The 17,949-nt window shown below is 66.4% G+C and carries 20 protein-coding genes; 6 read left to right on the forward strand and 14 right to left on the reverse strand.

Features of this window, described 5'->3' with window-relative positions:
* The coding region (locus VEY12_01860; protein HYM38877.1) for a hypothetical protein at positions 1 to 191 on the reverse strand (191 nt) is incomplete at its 3' end.
* Between the two features lie 160 nt (positions 192 to 351).
* On the opposite strand from VEY12_01860, the gene VEY12_01865 reads away from it, so the two are divergent.
* The 5 genes from VEY12_01865 (at position 352) to VEY12_01885 (ending at position 4,534) form a co-directional block, all read left to right on the forward strand.
* Positions 352 to 1,614: a Glu/Leu/Phe/Val dehydrogenase gene (locus VEY12_01865; protein ID HYM38878.1), complete on the forward strand. Its 1,263-nt coding sequence runs from the start codon at positions 352 to 354 to the stop codon at positions 1,612 to 1,614.
* Between the two features lie 129 nt (positions 1,615 to 1,743).
* A complete protein-coding gene (locus tag VEY12_01870; protein HYM38879.1) occupies positions 1,744 to 2,541 on the forward strand; it encodes an electron transfer flavoprotein subunit beta/FixA family protein in 798 nt (265 codons plus the stop codon).
* A 4-nt stretch (positions 2,542 to 2,545) separates the two neighbouring features.
* A complete protein-coding gene (locus VEY12_01875; GenBank protein HYM38880.1) occupies positions 2,546 to 3,514 on the forward strand; it encodes an electron transfer flavoprotein subunit alpha/FixB family protein in 969 nt (322 codons plus the stop codon).
* 173 nt (positions 3,515 to 3,687) lie between these two features.
* Positions 3,688 to 3,975: a 4a-hydroxytetrahydrobiopterin dehydratase gene (locus VEY12_01880; GenBank protein ID HYM38881.1), complete on the forward strand. Its 288-nt coding sequence runs from the start codon at positions 3,688 to 3,690 to the stop codon at positions 3,973 to 3,975.
* Between the two features lie 25 nt (positions 3,976 to 4,000).
* Entirely contained in the window at positions 4,001 to 4,534 is a 534-nt protein-coding gene (locus VEY12_01885) for a hypothetical protein (GenBank protein HYM38882.1), read from the forward strand.
* Positions 4,535 to 4,605: 71 nt separating this feature from the next.
* Here the strand turns inward: VEY12_01885 and VEY12_01890 are convergent, their stop codons facing one another.
* From VEY12_01890 to nikR, 13 genes are all read right to left on the reverse strand, one after another.
* Positions 4,606 to 6,702, reverse strand: coding sequence for a (Fe-S)-binding protein (locus VEY12_01890; protein HYM38883.1), 2,097 nt, complete (start codon positions 6,700 to 6,702; stop codon positions 4,606 to 4,608).
* Positions 6,703 to 6,780: 78 nt separating this feature from the next.
* Positions 6,781 to 7,509: a class I SAM-dependent methyltransferase gene (locus tag VEY12_01895; GenBank protein ID HYM38884.1), complete on the reverse strand. Its 729-nt coding sequence runs from the start codon at positions 7,507 to 7,509 to the stop codon at positions 6,781 to 6,783.
* The gene (locus VEY12_01900) at positions 7,510 to 8,298 is read right to left on the reverse strand and encodes a class I SAM-dependent methyltransferase (GenBank protein HYM38885.1); all 789 of its coding nucleotides are present in this window, start codon (positions 8,296 to 8,298) and stop codon (positions 7,510 to 7,512) included.
* A gap of 51 nt (positions 8,299 to 8,349) precedes the next feature.
* Positions 8,350 to 8,775, reverse strand: coding sequence for a hypothetical protein (locus VEY12_01905; protein HYM38886.1), 426 nt, complete (start codon positions 8,773 to 8,775; stop codon positions 8,350 to 8,352).
* Between the two features lie 4 nt (positions 8,776 to 8,779).
* A complete protein-coding gene (gene icd / locus VEY12_01910; protein ID HYM38887.1) occupies positions 8,780 to 10,030 on the reverse strand; it encodes an isocitrate dehydrogenase (NADP(+)) in 1,251 nt (416 codons plus the stop codon).
* 61 nt (positions 10,031 to 10,091) lie between these two features.
* Complete coding sequence (locus VEY12_01915; GenBank protein HYM38888.1) at positions 10,092 to 11,258, reverse strand: citrate/2-methylcitrate synthase; 1,167 nt, start codon at positions 11,256 to 11,258, stop codon at positions 10,092 to 10,094.
* Positions 11,259 to 11,295: 37 nt separating this feature from the next.
* The gene (locus VEY12_01920; protein HYM38889.1) at positions 11,296 to 11,793 is read right to left on the reverse strand and encodes a 3-isopropylmalate dehydratase small subunit; all 498 of its coding nucleotides are present in this window, start codon (positions 11,791 to 11,793) and stop codon (positions 11,296 to 11,298) included.
* Positions 11,793 to 13,055, reverse strand: a complete 1,263-nt coding sequence (locus VEY12_01925) for a 3-isopropylmalate dehydratase large subunit (GenBank protein HYM38890.1) — start codon at positions 13,053 to 13,055, stop codon at positions 11,793 to 11,795. Before VEY12_01925 ends, VEY12_01920 begins: the two co-directional genes overlap by 1 nt.
* A gap of 106 nt (positions 13,056 to 13,161) precedes the next feature.
* Positions 13,162 to 14,049, reverse strand: a complete 888-nt coding sequence (gene cyoE, locus VEY12_01930; protein ID HYM38891.1) for a heme o synthase — start codon at positions 14,047 to 14,049, stop codon at positions 13,162 to 13,164.
* 35 nt (positions 14,050 to 14,084) lie between these two features.
* A complete protein-coding gene (nth, locus tag VEY12_01935; protein HYM38892.1) occupies positions 14,085 to 14,792 on the reverse strand; it encodes an endonuclease III in 708 nt (235 codons plus the stop codon).
* 39 nt (positions 14,793 to 14,831) lie between these two features.
* Positions 14,832 to 15,674: a proline dehydrogenase family protein gene (locus VEY12_01940; protein HYM38893.1), complete on the reverse strand. Its 843-nt coding sequence runs from the start codon at positions 15,672 to 15,674 to the stop codon at positions 14,832 to 14,834.
* Positions 15,675 to 15,734: 60 nt separating this feature from the next.
* Positions 15,735 to 16,235 carry a zinc ribbon domain-containing protein gene (locus tag VEY12_01945; protein ID HYM38894.1) on the reverse strand — a complete coding sequence of 167 codons (501 nt, stop codon included), beginning with the start codon at positions 16,233 to 16,235 and terminating at the stop codon, positions 15,735 to 15,737.
* A 69-nt stretch (positions 16,236 to 16,304) separates the two neighbouring features.
* Positions 16,305 to 16,712 carry a nickel-responsive transcriptional regulator NikR gene (nikR, locus tag VEY12_01950; protein ID HYM38895.1) on the reverse strand — a complete coding sequence of 136 codons (408 nt, stop codon included), beginning with the start codon at positions 16,710 to 16,712 and terminating at the stop codon, positions 16,305 to 16,307.
* Positions 16,713 to 16,920: 208 nt separating this feature from the next.
* On the opposite strand from nikR, the gene VEY12_01955 reads away from it, so the two are divergent.
* Positions 16,921 to 17,895: a HoxN/HupN/NixA family nickel/cobalt transporter gene (locus VEY12_01955; protein ID HYM38896.1), complete on the forward strand. Its 975-nt coding sequence runs from the start codon at positions 16,921 to 16,923 to the stop codon at positions 17,893 to 17,895.
* Positions 17,896 to 17,949: the final 54 nt, after the last annotated feature.

Raw genomic sequence — 17,949 nt, forward strand, 5'->3', positions numbered from 1 at the left:
GAGCCGAAGATGAGAAGCGAGATTCCGGATGCTCCGAAGCCGGCAGTGATGGTCGACGCCAACGGCATTTCCGATGCAATAAAGGCAGGGTTGAGAGCAAGCGCCAGGTTTACGATTGCCACCATGAGAAAGATCGTGCCCACGACGATCGAATCGAGCCAGAGCCGACCGAACCCTGGAACAAATACCACACGATGCCTATCGCTATTAGGGGATTTGGGACTTTGCTTGCTTTTCCAAAGTAGTCGAGACTACCCCCTGGAAAATACTCCCTGACATAAAGGCTTAAAAGGGGACGCCTCTACTCGCGGACGCTCCCGATATCCTCGTGTGATGTCCGGAGGTATGTCTATGCCGAAACCGAAGGAATCTCTGAACCCGTTTGAGGTCGCTCGAGAACAGATCGACCGGGCCGGGAAGAAGTTGAACCTGGATCCCGATGTCCTGGAGCTCCTCAAGCACCCGAAGCGCGAACTCCATGTGAACTTCCCCGTCAAGATGGACGATGGACACACGAAGGTCTTCACCGGCTATCGTGTGCAGTACAACGACGCCCGCGGGCCGTTCAAGGGCGGCATCCGCTACCACTGGAACGTGAGCATCGACGAGGTTCGAGCCCTCGCGTGCTGGATGACGTGGAAGTGCGCGGTCATGGACATCCCCTACGGCGGAGCCAAGGGAGGCATCATCTGCAACCCCAAGGAGTTGTCCCGGGCGGAGAACGAGCGCATGACGCGCCGCTACGCGTCCGAGATTTCCATCGTCATCGGGCCCGAGAAGGACATCCCCGCGCCGGACGTCTACACGGACGGCCAGACGATGTCCTGGATCATGGACACGATTTCCATGCACAAGGGCTACACGGTGCCGGGCGTCGTCACGGGCAAGCCGATCCCGATTGGCGGTTCCCTAGGGAGGGACGAGGCCACGGCCCGCGGCGCGGTCTACACGACCCGCGAGGCCGCCAAGAAGATCAAGCTCAACTTGAAGGGCGCCACCGTCGCGGTCCAGGGATTCGGCAACGCCGGGTATCACTACGCGCGCCTCATGCAGGACGAGTACGGCGCGAAGGTCGTCGCCGTCTCGGACAGCAAGGGCGGCATCTACAGCGAGAAGGGCTTCGACCCCAAGGAGGTCCTCGTCTACAAGGAGAAGACCGGCTCCGTGGTCGGCTTCCCCGGGACCAAGAAGATCACGAACGAGGAGCTCTTCGAACTCGCCGTGGACATCCTGTCCCCCGCAGCCCTGGAGAACCAGATTACCTCGGAGAACGCGCCCCGCATCAAGGCGAAGATCAGCGCGGAGTGCGCGAACGGCCCGACCACCCCTGAGGCGGACGACATCCTGTTCAAGAAGGGCGTCCTCGTGATCCCGGACATCCTCGCGAACGGCGGCGGTGTGACCGTCTCCTACTTCGAGTGGGTCCAGGACCTCGCGAACTTCTTCTGGACGAAACCCGAGGTCGACGCGAAGCTCGAGGGCGTCATGGTCCGCGCGTTCGACGCGGTCTGGAAGATGCACGACGAAAAGAAGTGTGACATGCGCCAGGCCGCCTACATGGTCGCGATCAACCGCGTCGCCGAAGCGTACAAGTGGCGCGGCATCTACCCGTAGCCACGCAACCGTGGGGGCCACCCGGCCCCCCTTCCCACTTTTCGTTTCCCGAGTCGGAGCGAGGCCGCCGCGAGCCCACGCTGCGGCCGCACGACACGATTAAATAGCGTCGTTCCCTCGCACGGTTGTATGCCCCTCAAACTCGTGGTCTGCCTGAAGCAGATTCCCAATCCGGACCTCCAGTTCTCCATCGCGCCGGGCGGGAAGGACATCAAGCGCGACACGCTGAACTACAAGACGAACGGCTCGGACGAGTACGCCCTCGAGGAGGCGGTGCGGCTCAAGGAGAAGCACGGAGGACGCGTCGTCGCGCTGACGCTCGGGCCGAAGCGCGCGGACTCCATGCTCCGCGAAGCCCTCGCGAAGGGCGCGGACGAGGCCGTCCGCGTCGCCTACGACGACGGCGGCGGCTACGACGTCGGTAAGACCGCCCGGATCCTCGCCGCGGCCGTAAAGACGATCCCCCACGACCTCGTGCTCACGGGCGTCCAGTCGGACGATCTCGTGAACTCCGCGAGCGGTGCACTCCTCGCGTCCCGCCTCGGCTTGCCCCACGTGAGCGTCGCGACGAAGGTCGAGCTCCAAGGCGGCGGCATCGAGGTGTGGAGCGAGCTGGAGGGCGGCCTCTCCCGGCGCTACCGCGCTCCGCTCCCCGCGGCCGTGTCGATCCAGTTCGGGGCCAACGTGCCCCGGTATGCGCCTCTCCCCGCGATCATGAAGGCTTCGCGGCAGCCGATCAAGGAGATCGCCCCCGCGGCCCTCGGGGTGGCGAGCTGGGACGCGCTCGCGGTGCCCTATGCCTTTGCGATCCGCAGGCTCTCGCCGCCCGAGGCGAAGGGCCACGCGACGATGATCACGGGGAGCGCCGAGGAGCAGGCGAAGAAGCTCGCCCAGATGCTCCGCGAAAAGGGCTTCGTGCGGAGGTGAGAACGTGGGCAAGGACATTCTCATCCTGGCGGAGCACCTCGAGGGGAAGCTCGCCCCCTCGACCCTGGAGCTTGTCGCGAAGGGACGCGAGCTCGCTTCCCAGTCCGGTGGCGTAGCGAGGGCCGCCCTCTTGGGTCACGGCGCCGGGGGCCTCGCGCAGACCATGGCCGGGTACGGACTCCCGGTCCTCCACATCGACGATCCCGCGCTCGCGGAGTACACGGACGACGGATACGGTCAGGCACTCCGGAGCCTGGTCGAGTCGAACGGACCGCGGATTGTGCTCGTCGCGCACACGGCCCAGGGCTACGACGTCGCCCCCGGCCTCGCCGGTGCGATGGATCTCCCCCTGGCGTCCAACTGCATCGACGTGCGCCTCGAAGGCCAGAAGCTTGTCGTCGTGCGACGCTTGCTCAACGAGAAGATCCAGGGGGAGTTCGAGCTCGCCTCCGAGAAGCCGTACGTGGTGACGCTTCGCCCCGGCACGGCGAAGCCCGCGGAGCCCGCGCCGGGCGGCAGTGTGATCCCCACGCCGATTTCGATCGAGACGTCGAAGATCCGGACCGTGTTCCTGGGCATCGAACGGCCTCAGGTCTCCGACATCGACATCGCCGCAGCAGATGTGATCGTCTCCGCGGGCCGCGGCATCCAGAAGAAGGAGAACCTTCCCATGGTCGAGGAGTTCGCGAAGCTCCTCGGGGGCGTCGTCGGCGCCTCCCGCCCGCTGACCGACATGGAATGGCTCCCGAAGACACGGCAGGTCGGTCAGAGCGGGAAGACCGTGCGGCCCAAGCTCTACGTCGCGTGCGGGATCAGCGGCGCGATGCAGCACGTCGCGGGGATGAAGGACGCCGGTCTGATCGTCGCGATTAACACGGACCCCAGCGCGCCGATCTTCGAAGTCGCCCATGTCGGGATTGTGGGGAACGTGCTCCAGATCCTTCCCCTGGCGATCAAGGATCTCAAGGGTTGAAGCCCCCGGCGACCGCCCGTAGCGTTCATCCAGATGCACAGACCCTAATCGTGATCGTGCGATGAGACCGCGGATTCAAGCAAGGACATGGTCCCGAAATCAACCTTGTTTAAGGTTGCATCGGACGACCGCGAAACCTTTTCTCCCGTGGTGCCCTCCGTGGCTCGCAGCCCATGGCTCGTCGTCGGCTTCTGTCCGAGAGTGAGGTCCGCGCACGCCTCGCCGAAATCCCAACGTGGAAGCGTCAGGGCAAGCGAATCGTGCGGGCGTGGACCTTCAAGGATTTTCCCGAAGCCCTCGCGTTCATCAATCGCGTCGGGCGACTCGCCGAGGAGGCGAACCACCACCCCGACATCGAAAACTCATGGGCCACGGTCACCCTGAGCCTCACCACGCACGATGCGCGCGGACTCACGGATCGTGATTTCGACCTCGCGCGGAAGATTGACGGTCTGTCGTGACGCGGCCCGACGGAATTTTCGACCGTTGTACAAGAACTTCGACCGTCGTACAAGATTCCTTAAGGTCAAGGGCTCCGGTCCGCGCTCGCCCAAACAACTGGAGGGGCGAAGAATGCGGAAGGCAAGGTATGTTGCGGTCGCGATTGTCGCGGCGCTAGCTTTGCTCGTAGGAGTCTTCGCTTATCCTGTGGTGGCCGGGATTCATCCCCTCGCGGCCGGCACCGGAACGCCGGCGACCGCGGGCCACTCCAGGACGGCGGACGACTCCCCGGGCAACGAAACGAACGAAACGGAAACGGGCGACCACCAGGTCAATGAAACGGAGAACGAGACGGGTTCGGCCCCGTCCGGCTCGGACGTCAACGACACGGAGAACGACACGGGAAGCGTCTCCGGCGACCAGGGTGCGACCGGCTCGGGCGAGGACGGTTCGAGTGGCGCGTCGGGCGTCGATGTCTCGGCGATCGAGAACTCGATCGTGTCTGCGACGGACTCTCTCGCGGCCGAGCTCGTCTCGGGTGCACGACTTGTGGTCTCGGCGAGCTTGAGCTCGCTCTGAGGTGCATCACCGCTCCGACCGAGAACGGCTGCACGAAGCGATAGGGGATCGCCCTCCCATCCGGCAGTCCCCTATACGGATTTTTCCAGAATCTCCGCGATGTCCATCCGCGCGAGGTCTTCGCGGTTCTTCGTCTTCGCCGCGTCGTCGAACATGATCAGGCAGTACGGGCACGCGGACGCCACGGTCTTGGCGCCCGTCTCCATCACTTGGTCGAGGCGGTGGTGGTTCACCTTCTCCCCGACCTTCTCCTCCATCCACATCCTCGCGCCGCCCGCGCCGCAGCAGAACCCGCGGTCGCGGCACATCTTCATCTCCACGCTCCGCACCCCGGGCAGCCGCAGGAGGACGTCCCTCGGCTCGTCGTACACCTTGTTGTACCGACCCAGGTAGCAGGCGTCGTGGAACGTGAGGAATTCCTCGACGTCCTTCGTGGGCGTGAGCTTGCCTTCCTTGAGGAGTCCATCGAGGAAGACGGAGTGGTGGACGACCTCATACTTCCCGCCGAAGTCGGGATACTCGTTCTTCAGTGTGTTGAAGCAGTGGGGGCACGCGGTCACGATCGTCTTGATCGCGTATCGGTTCAGCGTCTCCACGTTCGCCTTGATCATCATCTGCGCGCGGAACTCGTCTCCGAGCCGCCGGGCGGGGTCGCCCGTGCATTTCTCCTCAGGTCCCAGGATGGCGAACTGCACCCCCGCCTTCTGGAGGAGACGGGAAAACGATTGGGCGACCTTCATGTTCCGGTCGTCGAACGAGGCCGCGCAGCCCACCCAGTACAGGACGTCGACCGTCTCGCCCGCCGCAACGACCTCGGAGAGGGTCCTCACGCCCACCTCGGCGGCCCAATTCCCCCGCCGGTCCCACCCGATCCCCCATGGGTTGTAGTTCGTCTCGATGTTCCGCAGCATGGCCTGGGTCTCCTCAGGCATCTTCCCGATCTCCAGGACGAAGTTGCGGCGCAGCTCGACGATCAGGGGCACGTGGCGGATGGAGACGGGGCACTCCTGCATGCAGGCCATGCACGTCGTGCAATCGAAGAGCTCCTCATACCCGACGAACTCCGGGAGCGGTTCGCCGAGGGGCTTCTTCCGTGCCTCCCGGACCATGGCGTCCCGCAGGTCGAGGACCACGTGCATGGGGTCCAGCGGTTTGCCCGTGCTCCACGCCGGACACACGGACGTGCAACGGCCGCAGATCGTGCAGGCGTCGAGCTGGAGCCGGTCGAACCAGGAGAGGGCCTTCGTGGAGGCCGCTCCGAGCTTGGGCGGCGCGGCGCCCTCCTGCATCATCACATCGATGTCGAAGTCCTTGGGCAGGTGACCGTAGGGCTCCGCGGTCTCGTAGAACGTCCGCGCGGGGCTGAACAGGAAGTGGCTGGCCTTCGTCCACGGCAGGGTCGCCAGGACGAACGACCAGGTGCCCGCGTGGAACCACCAGAGGGCGCCGTACGCCCAGCCCAGCGCGGGCGCCGGGGTGATCGTGACCGCGGCCGACGTGACCGTAACCGTCACGAGGCTCCCGTTCACGCCCGCGGCGCGGAGGAGGAGCGACAGCCCGTACCCGACGAAGGACCATTCCTCCCACTGGGGCTGGAGGACCGCGAGCCGGATCGCCTCGAGCAGGTACCCTTGGAGGATGAGGAGGCACAGGACGCCGGGCAGGAACAGGTCCGGCCGCTCGTTCCGAAGATACTTCGGCCGCTGGGCGAGCCGGCGGAAGAACACCATGCCGAGCCCGACGAGGAAGGCGAGCCCCATGAAGTCCAGGGCCACCTTGAAGATCAGGTACGGGTTGCCGCGGAGGATGTCCAGGTTCACGTGGGACGTCACATCGAGGTTCACGGCGACGATCGTGGTGCCGATGCCGAGGGCGATGAAGCCCGTGTAGAGCAGGATGTGCATGACGCCCGCGTACCGCCGCCGGGCGACCTTCTTCTGGAAGAGGGCGATGACCAGAAGCCGCTGGACGTGGAGCCAAAGGGACGCGCCCGTGCTGCCCGCGGCTCCGCGTTTCCAGATTCGCCAACGGTCCCAAAGGCCGTACGCTGTGATCAGGAGCGCGACGCCCGTGACGGCGTAGATCGCGAACAGGGTCCAGTCCGGGAGGAAGTTGAAGTTCGTCCGGCACGGAAGGGTTCCGGTGGGGTCGCAGGCGGGGAGCGGCATTCCAGACTCCTACCTGGGGATCCTCGACGCCTCCGAGGGCCTCCGTAGACGCCCGCGCGACGAAGGTCGTGACGCTATTTAATCTCGCGCGGCGGGCCGCGCCACCAAGACGAGCTTCCGCCGGTCCGGGGACACGGCCTCGCGGGCCCAACCGCCGTAGAGACCCTCCACGGTCCATCCCGCGTCCTCCACGAGTCGCCGCGCCTCGTGGGGGGCCAGGAGTTTGAGCCGCGCGGACGACTCACCCCGGAATCGCAGATCGCTCCCCTCGCGCCGGTAGAAGCGCCAGCGGAGTCCGAGGACACCGGACAGGGCGTCGAAGGTCCGGAACTCGTGCTGCTCGAGATCGCCGACGACGTGGTAGGCGAAGGGCCGGGGGCGCGATGCGAAGAAGTCCCGGTGGAGGAAGTCCACCACGAGGACGCCGCCGGGGTTGAGGTGGCCGCGCAGGCGGGCAAGAAGATCTCGGTCGTCCTCGGGAGGCTCGCGGCTCAGGGCATGGTCCAGGCAGAGGACCGCGTCGAACCGCTCGGAGACCGGCGGGCCCGGCATGGTCTCCTTGGAGGCCGCGCGGTACGTGAGGCGCCCCTTCCATGCCGCGGGCACTCGTCGCTGCAAGGCGTCGATCGCGACCTCGTTGGCGTCCACGGCCGTGACCCGGAACCCGTGCTCCGCCAGGTCGAATGCCCGCCGGCCGATCCCGCAGGGCGCGTCGAGAATCCGCGCCCCCGCGGGAACGCCCACGGCGGCAAGGAAGCCCGCCAGCTCCTCGGTCTCCCGACCCGGCGAGTGACGTGTGGGCGGCACTCACTTCCTCCCGACGATGGCGAGGCTCGGGGCATCGAAGCTGGGGTCGTCCATCTTGAGCCCTCCGAAGGTCGCTTCCACCTGCCAGCCTCCGCGCTCGAACAGGGAACGGAGTTCATGGAGGCTGTAAATGCGGTGCTCGGCCCCGATCGCGGCGATTCCCTCGAGGTCCTCGTCCTTCTTGCGGAAGAACCGCCACCGGTTGCGCATCCAGGAGGCATCCAGATCGAGATGGCGGTCCTCGATGTGGACCAGGTCCCCGAACTCCTCCCAGCCTTGGGGATCGAAATGACGCACGACCCAGTCCCGGTTCACGATGAACAGGACGAACAGCCCTCCGGGCCGGACCAGGTCCGCGTATCCGCGCAGGATCGCAGCGTCCGCGTCCTCGCCGTAGTAGCCCAAGGAGGTCCAAAGGTTGATTGCGGCATCGAACGGGCGTTCCTCCGGGGCGACGCTTCGGACGAGGTCGCGCATGTCTCCCACGCGGTAGATCGCCCGGTCCGCGACGCCCTCCCGTTCCGCCAACTCCTGGGCCCGTCGCACGTACGCCGGAGACAGGTCCACGCCCAGGGTGCGGTAGCCCATCTTGGCCAGGCGCGTCGAGTGCCGACCGATGCCGCAGGGTACGTCCAGGATGCGTCCCCCCGTGGGAACCCCGAAGCGGTCGAAGAGGGCTTTGAGGTCCTGGGCCTGCCCCGCTCCTGCCTCCCATCCGTGCTCGTGGATGCGGAGGAAGATCTCGTCGTGGTCGAGGAAGAGCCTCGTCGTCCAGTGGTCCTCCGGCACGCGCCGGCGATGGCCGCTGCGCGTATAAGTCCGTGCGGACACTTGCCATGGTCACGGCTTCGGTTTCGGGAAGGGCCGCACGATCCCCTTGGGGTCCTGCTCCCGGATGCGGCGGACGATTGCAGGCAAGTCGTCCGCGGCGTATGCCTCGTCGTAGGAGGCGGCCGGGAGATCCGGGAGTTCGTGCCCCGGAGCGATCACGATGAGGACGATCTCGGGCGAATGCTGGTCCAGGAACGCGGCGAGGAGGTCCCATCGGGGCGCCTGGCCGTCTGCCGTCTCGAGGGGCTCGATGAGGAACAGGATGGGTCCCCGCCGCGCGACGAGGTCGGGATCGTACTGGGCGAACTCGCCCGACGCGAGTCGAACGCGGAAGTGCAGGGACCGGTGTTCGTGGGCGACGCCCTGGGACCGCAGCTCCGCGCACAGGGCCGCCTCCAGGGTCGAGCGGCTCGCGTGCGGTTCTGGCGCGGCCACCACCTCACGCCGTCTGGAGGCGCTCCACGATGGCGGACGCGAAGGCGGTCGTGCCAACCTGCTTGGACCCGGGCATCTGCCGCGCGAGGTCGTACGTGACGACCTTGGCGCCGATGGTCGCCTTGACGGCCTCGCGTAGGCGGGTGGCGGCCTCGTTCCAACCCATGTACTCGAGCATCATGACCCCGGCGAGGATCTCCGCGGTCGGGTTGACCTTGTCCATCCCCGCGTACTTCGGCGCGCTGCCGTGGATGGGCTCGAAGAGCGCGTGCGCGTCCCCGATGTTCGCGCCCGGGGCGACGCCGAGCCCGCCGACTTGGGCCGCGGCGGCGTCGCTCAGGTAGTCCCCGTTCAGGTTCGTCGTCGCGAGGACGTCGTACTCGTCGGGTCGGAGGAGGAGCTGCTGGAACATGTTGTCCGCGATCACATCCTTGATCAGGACCTTCCCCTCCGGGACCTTGCCGTCGTGCGTCTCCTGGACCTCCTGCCAGGAAACCGTGTCGTTGGGGAACTCCGTCCGCGCGAGCTCGTAGCCCCACTCGCGGAAGGCGCCCTCCGTGTACTTCATGATGTTCCCCTTGTGGACCAGGGTCACGGAGCGACGGCGGTTCTCGATCGCGTACCGAATCGCTTTCCGGATCAGGCGTTTGGACTCGAACTCGCTGATAGGCTTCAAGCCGATGCCGCTGTCCTCCCGTACGTGGACGTTGAACTGATCCTTGAGCGTCCCGATCAACCGCTTCGCCTCCGGGGAGCCCTTGGCCCACTCGATGCCCGCGTACACGTCCTCCTCGGCCTCCCGGTAGATCACGATGTCGAGCCGCTCCGGGTGGGTCACGGGGCTGGGCACGCCCGGCATCCAGTAAATCGGCCGGACGTTCGCGTACAGGTCCAGGGTCTGCCGCAGGGTCACGTTGAGGGAGCGGAACCCTCCGCCCACGGGCGTCGTGAGCGGCCCCTTGAGCGCGATCACATACTCCCTGATCGCCGCGAGTGTCGCGGCGGGCAACATGTCCCCATAGCGAAACAGGGCGGTCTCCCCCGCGGGCACCGGGTACCACGCGATTCGCCGCCGACCGTGGAACGTGGTCTCGACCGCGGCGTCGACGACCGTGCGCGCGGCCCTCGTCACGTCGGGTCCGATGCCATCTCCCTCGATGAGCGGGATGATCGGATCGTCCGGGATGCGGAGGCCCGCCTCCGTGATCAGGATCTTGTGGCCCTGGGACGGGGGCGTCAGCTTGAGGGATTCGATGGGCACGGGATCGCCGCCTCGGCAACGAGGGCGCGTTTCTTAATGCTACCGTGTGACGCGGTCACGCGCGCTGCTCAATCGGCACGTACACGTTGTCCGTCGGCCCGATGTAGTAGTCGAGGGGCCGCACGAGGCGGTTGTCCTCCCAGTACTCGATCACGTGCGCCGTCCAGCCCGAGATCCTGGAGACGGCAAAGATCGGTGTGAAGAGGTCCGCGGGGATTCCCAGGAGATGGTACGTGAGCCCGGAATAGAAGTCCACGTTCGGGTAGACGTGCTTGGCCGACAGTTCGCGCACGACCGTATCCTGGACGATCTCCGCGATGCGGAACAGGTCCTCCTCGCCCCGCAGCTCGCTGAGCTTACGCGCGTAGTCCCGCAGGATCAGGGCGCGGGGATCCCAGGTCTTGTAGACCCGGTGTCCGAACCCGAAGATCTTGCCGTGGTTCTGGAGCGTGTTCAACACGTAGGCTTCCGCGTTCTCCGGCTTCCCGATCGCGAGCATGGTCTTCAGGGCGGCCTCGTTCGCGCCTCCGTGAAGGGGTCCCTTGAGGGTGGCGATCGCGGCGACGATCGTGCTGTACAGGTCCGCGAGGGTGGACGCGGCCACCGTGGCGGCGAAGGCGGACGCGTTCATGCTGTGGTCCGCGTGGAGGATCAAGGCGACGTCCATCACCTTCGCGGAGAGCCGGTCCGGCCGCTTGCCCGTGAGCATCCGCAGGAAGTCGTCCGCGATGCCCAGGCTCGGGTCCGGCGGCACCGGTCGTTTTCCCTCCCGGATCCGGTTCGCCGTCGCGACCAGGGTCGGCAGCTTCCCGATCAGCCGCTGGGCCTTCCGCATGTTCGCGGCGCGGGTGGGGTCGTCCCGCTCCTTGTCGAAGTTGCTGACATAGGAGACCGCCGTCCGGAGCACGTCGATCGGCGGAGCGTCGGCCGGCATGCACCGCAGGAGCTTCACGACCTCCGGACCGATGGTCCGGTTCTCCGCGAACGCCTGCGTTGCCTCGGCGAGCTCCGTCTTGGTCGGCAGCCGACCGTGGATCAGGATGTAGACGGTCTCCTCGAAGCTGGAGTGCACGGCAAGGTCCCGGATGTCCCAGCCTCGGTACAGGAGGCGGCCCTTGATGCCGTCGACGAGGCAGATGGACGACTCCTTGACGTAGACATCGTCGAGACCCTTCTCGATCTTCGGCTTCGCCTCGACCGTCGGCTTCTCGGTCATGCTCATGTCACGCGCCCCCCTTAGGCGGCGGGGACCACAGGCCTCACGCCCCCGCGATGACGAGGTCCCCATGGTGCTTGATGTACTCCACGAGGCCGCCCTCCTCCAAGATTCGGGCCATGACCGCGGGCAGAGGAGGGAACGTGAGGTCGATTCCCTTCGTCCGGTCGTGGACGATTCCCTTCTCCAAGTCGACGTCCAGATCGTCGCCTTCCGCGATCCGGTCCGTGTCGACGACGATGGCGGGCAGCCCGATGTTGATGCAGTTGCGGTAGAAGATCCGGGCGAAGGACCGGGCGAGGACCGCGCGCGTCCCCGCGAGCTTGATGATCACGGGCGCATGCTCTCGGGACGAACCCTTCCCGAAGTTCCGTCCCCCGACCACGAAGTCCCCCGGCTTCACACCCGACGCGAATTCGGGCCGAGCGTCCTCGAGCACGTGCTTCGCGAGCTCCGGCAGGTTCGAGCGGAGGTGGTAGAAGCGGCCGGGCGCGATGAGGTCCGTGGAGATGTTGTCGCCGAACTTCCAGGCCCGGCCCATCACCGCACCTCCCGCGGGTCCGTGATCACGCCAAACATGGCCGTGGCGGCCGCCGTCGCCGGGGACGCCAGGTACGTGAAGGCGGCGGGGTTTCCCATCCGCCCGACGTAGTTCCGGTTCGTCGTGGACAGGACGTTCTCGCCGTCGCCCGGGATGCCTAGGTGGACGCCGGGGCAGGCACCGCAGCCGGGCGATTGGATCGTCGCACCCGCGTCGAGGAGGATTTCGAACAGACCTTCCTTCATGGATCGCGCGTACGCCTCCTTGGAGGCGGGGACCACGATGAGCCGTGTGCCCTCCGCGACCTTCTCGCCCTTCATGTAGTCGCAGAACACCTGGATGTCCTCGTAGCGCGCGTTCGTGCAGGAGCCCAGGTACACCTGCTGAATCTTGAGCCCCTTCACGCTCGGGTCCGTCACGGGCACCACGTTGTCCTCCTGGGGCGGCCGGGCCACCATGGGATCCAGGTCGCCCGCGTCGTACGGATGGACGGCCTCGTACCCGGCATCCTCGTCCGGGCGGATCTCCTTCCAATCCCCCTCCCGGCCGTGCTCGCGCAGGTACCGCTTCGTCTCCTGGTCCGACGGCTGCGGGCCGCACTTGCCGCCGCCTTCGATGGCCATGTTCGAGAGGACCATGCGCTCCGTCATGGGCATCGCGGCCCACGCCGGGCCGCCCCACTCCATGGCCTTGTACGTGGCGCCGTCCGTCTTGATGTCCCCGAGCACGCGGAGGATGAGGTCCTTGGAGAACACGCCCTTGTGGAACTTCCCGCGGACCTCGAACTTGAGCGTCTCGGGCACCCGAAGCCAGGTCTTGCCCAGGGCCAGGGCGACCGCCACGTCCGTGGACCCCATGCCCGTCGCGAAGGCGCCCATGGCACCGCCCATCACGCTGTGACTGTCCGCGCCGATGACCACGTCCCACGGCCGGACGTACTTCTCGAACGCGACTTGGTGGCACACGCCTTGCCCGACGTCGGAGAGGATCATGCCCGTCTTGGCGGCAAAGTCCCGCAGGTAGACGTGGTCCGTCGCGAGCTCCCGTCGCGGAGGCGGGCTCGAATGGTCGATGAAGACGACGGACCGCTGCGGGTTCGCCGCCTTGATGAGGTTCATCTGTTCCATCATGCGGAACGTGAGCGGCCCCGTGCCGTCCTGGACGTACGCGAGATCCACCTTGGCGATCGTGGTGTCTCCCGCGCGGACGGGATGGCCGGAGGCGCGCGAGAGTACCTTCTCAACAAGGGTTTTCCCCGGCATGCCTTCCACCGTCGTGTGGTGGGGTCCACTAAGCTCGCTGTGCTATTAAAAGTACGGGGTGGGGTCCTCCGAACTTGGTGCGCACACGAACGGATTTCGGCGGGGATCACAGAGACAGGGCGAGCGGCACGAGCGCGTCCGCCACGACGGCCAGCAGGATCAACGCGAGGTAGATTCCCGAGAACTTGTATCCGGCCCAGGCCCGCTCCTTCGTCGGTTCCCGGAGGAAGCGGAGGGTGAGGTACAGGAGTACCGCGCCCAGCGCGAGGGAGGCCACGACGTACGCGTCGTGGAACGCGTCCGTGAAGATGAACGCGATGCTCGTGACCGCGACGATTGCGGAGGACGCGCCGATCGCACGCGCGGAGGTCCCCGCGTCCCTGACCGCCGGCAGCATGGGGAGGCCCGCGCGCCGGTAGTCGTCCTGGTTCCGGAAGGCGAGGGCCCAGAAGTGGCCCGGGGTCCAGAGGAATACGAGGAGCGCGATGAGGGCCGCGGGAAGGCTGATCCCATTCGCCGCGGCGGCCGATCCCGCGAGCGCCGGGCACGAGCCCGCAAAGCCTCCAATCACGATGTTGCTCACGTGCGTCCGTTTGAGGCCCAGCGTGTACACGCCGACGTACACGACGAAACCGAGCCCAATCATCGCCGCAGTCAGCGGGTTGATCGTGAGGTATGCGAGGCCGAGAGACGCCGCGGTGAGTCCCAGGCCGAATGTGAGCGCACGGGTCGCGGGATCGATTCGATGGGCGGGTAGGGGCCGCGTCGACGTGCGTCGCATGACCGCATCGATGTCCCGGTCGATGTAATGATTCACCGCACTTGCCCCGCTGGAGGCGAGGAGGCCCGAGACCATGAGCAGGCCGAAGGCCACCGGGTCGATGCGGGGGCCGCTCGTCGCGATGTACCCCGCCGCGGCGACGAGCAGCAGGAGCGCGTCGATCCGCAGCTTCATCAGTTGGACGTAGTCATCCAGGGACAAGTTCGGTCGCAAGTCGCGCCAAACCCCTTGCGGTTCTTAACCCTTTGTTACGAAGCCCCTTTTCGAGTTCCCGTCTTTGTACGCGCGACCAACCTGCGTCCGTGCGTGCGGTACCAGTCGCATTCGCGGCGCACCGGGCAGGCGTCGCAGCGGGGATCTCGTGCCTTGCAGAGTTCGCGGCCATGGGCAATGATCGCGAGGTGCCATGCTTTTCGCTTCGCGGGCGGCGTCCATGCCTCGAGTCTCGCTCGGGTCGCTTCGTAGTCCCTTCGTGGGACCAAACTCCAGCGGTGGGCGATCCGCGCGATGTGCGTGTCCACCGGGAACGTGGGATGGTTTGCTGCCATGGAGAGGACCACGTCCGCGGTCTTCGGCCCGACGCCCGGGAGGGTCCTCAGCTCGCGTCGCGCGTCCGGGGTCGGCAGGCGCAGGACGACCTCCAAGGACCCTCCCCAACGGGCAATCACCTCTCGGGCGCAAGCCCGGATTCGCGGCGCCTTCTGGCCCGCGAGTCCGGCGTGCCAGATGGCCTCCCGGATCGTCGGCAGGGGTGCAACCGCGACGGAGCCGGGCGTGATTTCTCCCAGGGCGCGGCGCAACCCGTCGAGCCCGAGTCGTTCGTTCGCGACGGTCGTGCTCTGCGAGAGAATCGTGGACACGAGAATCTCGAACGGGGTCATCCCTTCGGACCAATCCTTCATCGGGTGACGGCGCTCGAGGATGCGCATCGTGCGCTCGAACGCGGCCCGGTCCACGGGCTCTGTAGACCCTGCAGCGGGATAAAGTCCTGGGCGTCAACCGCTGACGAACGACCGCACCATGGTGATGATGTTCCGCGGCCGCTCCCGGAGCCGGCGGGTGAAGTACGGCAGCCAGGTCGGGCCGTAGGGGATGTACTCGGTGACCCGATGGCCCTGGGACACCAGCTCCAGCTTGAGCGGATCCCGCACCCCTTGCAGCATCGCGAACTCGAAGGGGACGTCCGGATGGGCCTTCGAGAGCTCGAGGGCGCGGTCAATCATGCGCCCGTCGTGGCTCGCGACGGCAAAGTGCCGCCCCTTGGCGAACAGGGTCTCGAGGTGACGCAGGTACGCCCGGTCGATCTCCGCGCGGCTTGTGAACGCGACGTCCGGCGTTTCCTTGTACGCGCCCTTGACGAGCCGGATTCGGGCGCCCAGGGGGAGAAGCTGCTCGAGGTCGTCCGCAGTCCGGCGGATGTTCGCCTGGAGGCAGAGCCCCACTTGGTCGTAGCGTCGGCGGAGGTTCTCGTAGATCCAGACCGTGTCCGCGATCGTGGACGCAGCTTCCATGTCAACCCAGAAGATCCGTCCCCACGCCTTCGTGGCGTCCAGGACGGGAACGATCTGCGAGAGCGCGTATGCCCGGTCGATGAAGATCCCAAACTGGGTGGGTTTGATGCTCACGTCGCCGTCCACCCGGGCCGCCCGGAGCTTGGCCACGAGGTGGATGTACTCCTGAACGGTCGCCTCCACGGGTGCCTTCTCGCGGTAGTGCTCCCCCAGGTGGTTCACGAGGGCATGGATGCCGCGGCGGTTGGCATCGAGGGCGACGCGGACCGCGTCGTCCATGGTCTCCCCCGCGACCCACTGGCGGGCGAATCGGATGAGGAGCCCCATGGTGGCAGGGATTTCCCGGCTTCGCTCAAATAGGTTCCGAATGGACGCGATTCCGCGCTCTCAGATGGGCTTGCCGCACGCGAGACAGAACCTCGCCTCCTCGGGATTCAGGTGACTGCAGGAGCGACAGCGCACCATGACGCCGGTCGTCTGCAGCGCCTCACGCCCGCGCACGGTGTCCGCCGACGAGCCCGAGCCCGCGACGGCGCCGAACAGGAGGAAGAGCCACCAGAGGCGCACCATCCAGCCGCCGACGCCCGCAAGGACGCCGCCGACCACGAAGAGCATGATCGCGCCGAAGAATCCGCCGAAGAAACCCGTGACCGAGAAGCTCGAGCTCAGGGCGTTGTTCAGGATTCCCGTGATGAAGCTGAACATGGCGTACAGGATGATCAGGATGCCCGCGATGAGGAGGACGGCGCCCACGGCGAGGACCGTCACGGCGCCCCAGCCGAACGGCAGGGAAGGCGCGCCTCTCCGGTTTCGGGTCGCGGCGTAGGCAGCGAGCGGTAGGGCCATGGTGGTGGGTTCCCGGCCCGTCCCCGTGGGACGAGGTCCCATGGCCTTCGGTCTGCCTCCTCATAAAAACATCGCTGGCGTTCCCAAGGTTGGTACTCAGGCCGCTCGGGGTCACCGGAGGTCCGGGCGCGCGACCACGGTCTCCGCGAACAGGACGCCCTTCACGGTCCGCAGACGGTCTGCGAGCTCCGCGACCTGCCTCGAATCGCCCTCGACGATGAGGACCTCGAGGCACGTCTCCTCGTTCAGGTGCGTGTGGGCCGTCGCGCGGATCGTGTCCAAGAAGTCGTGCTGGCGATGCAGGACGCGGTGGGTCACCATGCCCACATCGTGGCGGTACACGATCGTGATCGTGCCCACGACCGAGCCTCCGGCCTCGATGCGGCGCCGGACGAGGCCCTTCCGGATGAGTTCCCGGAGCGCCTCTGAGCGGCTCGCGTACCCCTTCTCCCGCACTACGTCGTCCAGTTCCCGGAGGAGGGGCGCCTCCAGGGACACGCCAATCCGTTCCACGGCCATGTGTTACTCCCCAGGGGATGACGTGTTACTCCCTCATCAAATCAGCGTCCCGCGCGCTCCTCGAACCGCCAAACCCTTATCCGGCACGCCGTGTTACGCGCAATATAGGCGTCATACTGTGAGCAGCCGCACTCCCGTCGACCGTCTCTCCGACGCCCCGCGCGCGACATCCGCCCGGTCCCGCGGCGCGATTCTGATTCTCTATTCTGTGATTGCGCTGGCGACCGTCTTGGGTTTCGTGGCCTCGTTCCTGATAGGCCAGCAATATCCGGTCCTCGCGGGCCTGGGGGTCACGGCCTACGTTCTAGGCCTGCGCCACGGCTTCGACGCGGACCACATCGCCGCGATCGACAACACGACGCGGAAGCTCATGCACGAGCGCAGGCCGACCGCGTCCGTGGGGACTTGGTTCTCCCTCGGCCACTCAACCGTGGTCGTGGCGATGATCGTGGCGCTGACCCTGTCCGTCGGCTACATCCGGGACCAGATCCCCGCGTTCAAGAGCGCCGGCTCCATTCTGGGCGCGGCCGTTGCGGGCGTATTCCTCTGGCTCATCGGCCTCATGAACCTCCTCATCGTGTTCGAAATCTACCGGATTTTCCGCAGCCTGCGCGAGGGGAAGCTCGACGAAGCCCATCTGGAGGAAGCCCTCGACAAGCGGGGCTTCCTGCACCGGTACTTCGGGAGGCTCTTCGGGATGGTCCGGAGGGCGTGGCAGATCTACCCGATCGGCGTGCTCTTCGGCCTCGGGTTCGACACGGCGAGCGAGATCGCGCTCATCGCGGTGACCGTCGTGGTCGCGACGAGCTCCGCGGCTCCTCTGTGGATGATCCTGCTCCTGCCGTTCCTGTTCGCGTGCGGCATGGTCTTGGTCGACACCTCGGACTCCGTCGTCATGACGTACGCGTACGGTTGGGCGTTCCGCCGGCCGATGCGGAAGGTCTACTACAACCTCACCGTGACGATCATCTCGATCCTCGTGGCGTTCCTGATCGGTACGATCGAGCTTCTGTCCGTCGTCGTCAACAGCCTCGGACTGACCGGCGGGCTCTGGTCCACGTTGGGAAATGTGGACTTCACGACCATCGGTGTCGCCATCGTCCTTATCTTCGTGGGCTCATGGGGTTTCTCCGTCGCTTACTATCGGTACAAACGGTACGACGAGATCCCCGCGGGCGCTTAGGCGTGCAGCGGTCCTCGTCAGGTCGATTCGTGCAACCCCTTAAAACCAACCGTC

Source organism: Thermoplasmata archaeon, from assembly GCA_035632695.1.
Classification (GTDB): domain Archaea; phylum Thermoplasmatota; class Thermoplasmata; order RBG-16-68-12; family RBG-16-68-12; genus RBG-16-68-12.